Source organism: Variovorax sp. 01T439_2 (assembly GCF_056398445.1).
In genome coordinates, this window is record NZ_JBFTPJ010000875.1 from 1 (window position 1) to 2,503 (window position 2,503).

At 70.0% G+C, this 2,503-nt stretch carries 2 protein-coding genes and 2 pseudogenes; 1 reads left to right on the forward strand and 3 read right to left on the reverse strand.

The genetic code is table 11. From position 1 onward, the window contains the following. The 3 genes and pseudogenes from AC1DOC_RS29100 to AC1DOC_RS29110 form a co-directional block, all read right to left on the reverse strand. Positions 1-242 (reverse strand): annotated as a pseudogene (locus tag AC1DOC_RS29100) (BON domain-containing protein); the annotation flags it as partial. Further along, positions 239-748 (reverse strand): flavin reductase family protein, encoded by a 510-nt coding sequence (locus tag AC1DOC_RS29105; protein ID WP_278879817.1) that lies wholly within the window; start codon positions 746-748, stop codon positions 239-241. The gene AC1DOC_RS29105 and the pseudogene AC1DOC_RS29100, both read right to left, overlap by 4 nt. A gap of 106 nt (positions 749-854) precedes the next feature. Continuing rightward, positions 855-2,084 carry a nucleoside recognition domain-containing protein gene (locus AC1DOC_RS29110; protein WP_278879816.1) on the reverse strand — a complete coding sequence of 410 codons (1,230 nt, stop codon included), beginning with the start codon at positions 2,082-2,084 and terminating at the stop codon, positions 855-857. Positions 2,085-2,162: 78 nt separating this feature from the next. Between AC1DOC_RS29110 and AC1DOC_RS29115 the strand changes: the two are divergent. After that, positions 2,163-2,503, forward strand: a pseudogene (locus AC1DOC_RS29115) (phospholipase D family protein); the annotation flags it as partial.

Consider the following 2,503-nt stretch of genomic DNA (forward strand, 5'->3'; position numbering starts at 1 on the left):
GTGCATTGGCCGGCAAGCCAGCAGCTGGTGCCGCGCTCCAGCCGCGAATGGGTCTGGGCGCGGCGCTCCTCGGCGGTGTAGAACGGGCCTTCGGGCATGGCGCAGGCGGGCAGGCCGGCGGAAACCTGGAAGAAGGGATCGTCGAACCAGTTCTGCTTGAGCGGTGCGGCCGGCTCCTGCGCCGCCACGTTCTGCGCAGCCAGCAGCAGCGACATGCACATGAACGCGGCGCCGCGGCTCACAAGGGATGTTCCGTGTAGAAGCGCCCGCCGTGGAACAGCAGCGGCGAGGCGCCGGCATTGTGGGTGCAGCGCTCCACCTCGCCCACGAAGATCACGTGGTCGCCTTCGTCGTAGCGGCTGCGGTTGAAGCACTCGAAGCTCGCGGCCGCACCGGCCAGCACCGGCGCGCCGCCCAGGCCTTCGGTGAAGGCCACGTCGGCCCAGCGGTCGATGTTCTTGGTGGCGAAGCGCTCGGCCAGCCCCTTCTGGTTGGCGGCCAGGATGTTGATGGCGTAGTGCGAGCCGGTGCTGAGCGCCGGCATCGAACCGGCCGCGCGCGCCAGGCTCCACAGCACCAGCGGCGGCGCGAGCGACACCGAATTGAACGAGTTGGCCGTGAGGCCGACCAGCGTGCCCTCGGCCGAGCGCGCGGTGACGATGGTCACGCCGGTGGCGAACATGCCGAGCGCTTCGCGGAATTCTGCGGGCGAAAAAGTAGGGGGCTTGGCCCGGCGGGAGGTGGTCACGGAAGAGGCTGTGCGTTAGGCGGCGGAGGACCATTTTGGCTCAGCGCACGGCGCGCTGCTCGGCCGGGTGGCATCGCCCCGCCCGCGAGGGCCGGTTTCGCGGCGCTCAGCCGAAGAACCAGTAGCACACCGCAATCGCCGCCACCACGCCCGCCAGCTCGGCCGCGAGCGCGCAAGAAACCGCATGCCGCGCGCGCTGGATGCCGACCGCGCCGAAGTACACCGCCAGCACGTAGAAGGTGGTTTCGGTGCTGCCCTGGATGGTGGCCGCCACCAGCGCGGGGAAGCTGTCCACGCCCTGGCTCTTCATGGTCTCGATCAGCATCGCGCGCGCGGCGCTGCCCGAGAAGGGCTTGACCAGCGCGGTGGGCATGGCGTCGACAAAGCGCGCATCCCAGCCGCCCGCGCTCACCAGCCAGCGCAGGCCGCCGAGCACGAAATCCAGCGCACCCGAGGCGCGCAGCACGCCGACCGCGCACAGCATTGCCACCAGGTAGGGCAGCAGGTTCTTCGCGATGTCGAAGCCTTCCTTCGCGCCCTCAATAAAACATTCGTACACCTTGATGCGCCGGATCGCGCCGGCCAGCAGGAACACGATGATCACGCCGAACAGCACAAGGTTGCCCATGAGCGATGAGAGCGACGCAATCGCCGCCGCCGAGAGCGTGCCCAAGAGCGCCATGAAGCCGCCCAGCAGCAGCGCGGCCGGCACCAGGTAGGCCAGCACCACCGGGTCCCACAGCCGCAGGCGCTGCGCCACGGCCACGGCGAGCAGGCCCACCAGCGTCGATGCGCTGGTGGCCAGCAGGATCGGCAGGAACACCATCGTCGGATCGCTCGCGCCCTGCTGCGCGCGGTACATGAAGATCGTCACGGGCAGCAGCGTGAGCGAAGACGCGTTGAGCACCAGGAACAGGATCTGCGCGTTGGTGGCCGTGACCGGGTCGGGGTTGAGCCGCTGCAGCTCGCGCATGGCCTTGAGGCCGATGGGCGTGGCCGCGTTGTCGAGCCCGAGCGCATTGGCCGCGAAGTTCATCGTGATGAGCCCCAGCGCCGGATGTCCCGCGGGCACGCCCGGCATGAGCCGCCTGAAGAGCGGGCCGAGCAGGCGCGCGAGCCAGCCCACCAGCCCCGCGGCCTCCGCGATGCGCAGGAAGCCGAGCCACAGCGTGAGCGTGCCGAACAGCAGCACCATCACCTCGACCGCGAGCCGCGCCATCGCGAACAGGCTTTCGACGATGGCCGCGAAGACCGCCGCATCGCCGCCCACCAGCCAGCGCCCGAGCGCCGCCAGCATCGCCACCCCGAAGAAACCCAGCCACAAGCCGTTGAGCACGCGTGTCCTTTTTCCTTTTTTTGTGAGGGCGATCATAGGGCTGTGCCAGAGCCCGCCCCGCGGGCTACAGTGCGGGCCATGGCAGCCTCTTCCCCGATCCGCAGGCTCGCGGCCCTTGTCTGGGCCGCCGTGGCGCTGGCGTGGCTGGCGGGCTGTGCGGGCCTGCCGCCGCCGCAGCCTCGCGCGCCGGCCATGGCCATCACCGACGTCGCGGACACTGCGCTCGGCCAGCTGGCGCGGCAGCGCGCGCCGCAGGAGTCCGAATCGCTGTCGGGCTTTCGGCTGCTGCCCGAGGCGGCCTTTGCCTTCGACGCGCGCATTTCCCTTGCGCGGCATGCCGAGAAGTCGCTCGACGTGCAGTACTACCTGATCCAGAACGACGACGTCGGCCTGCTGCTGCTGCGCGAACTGCGCGAGGC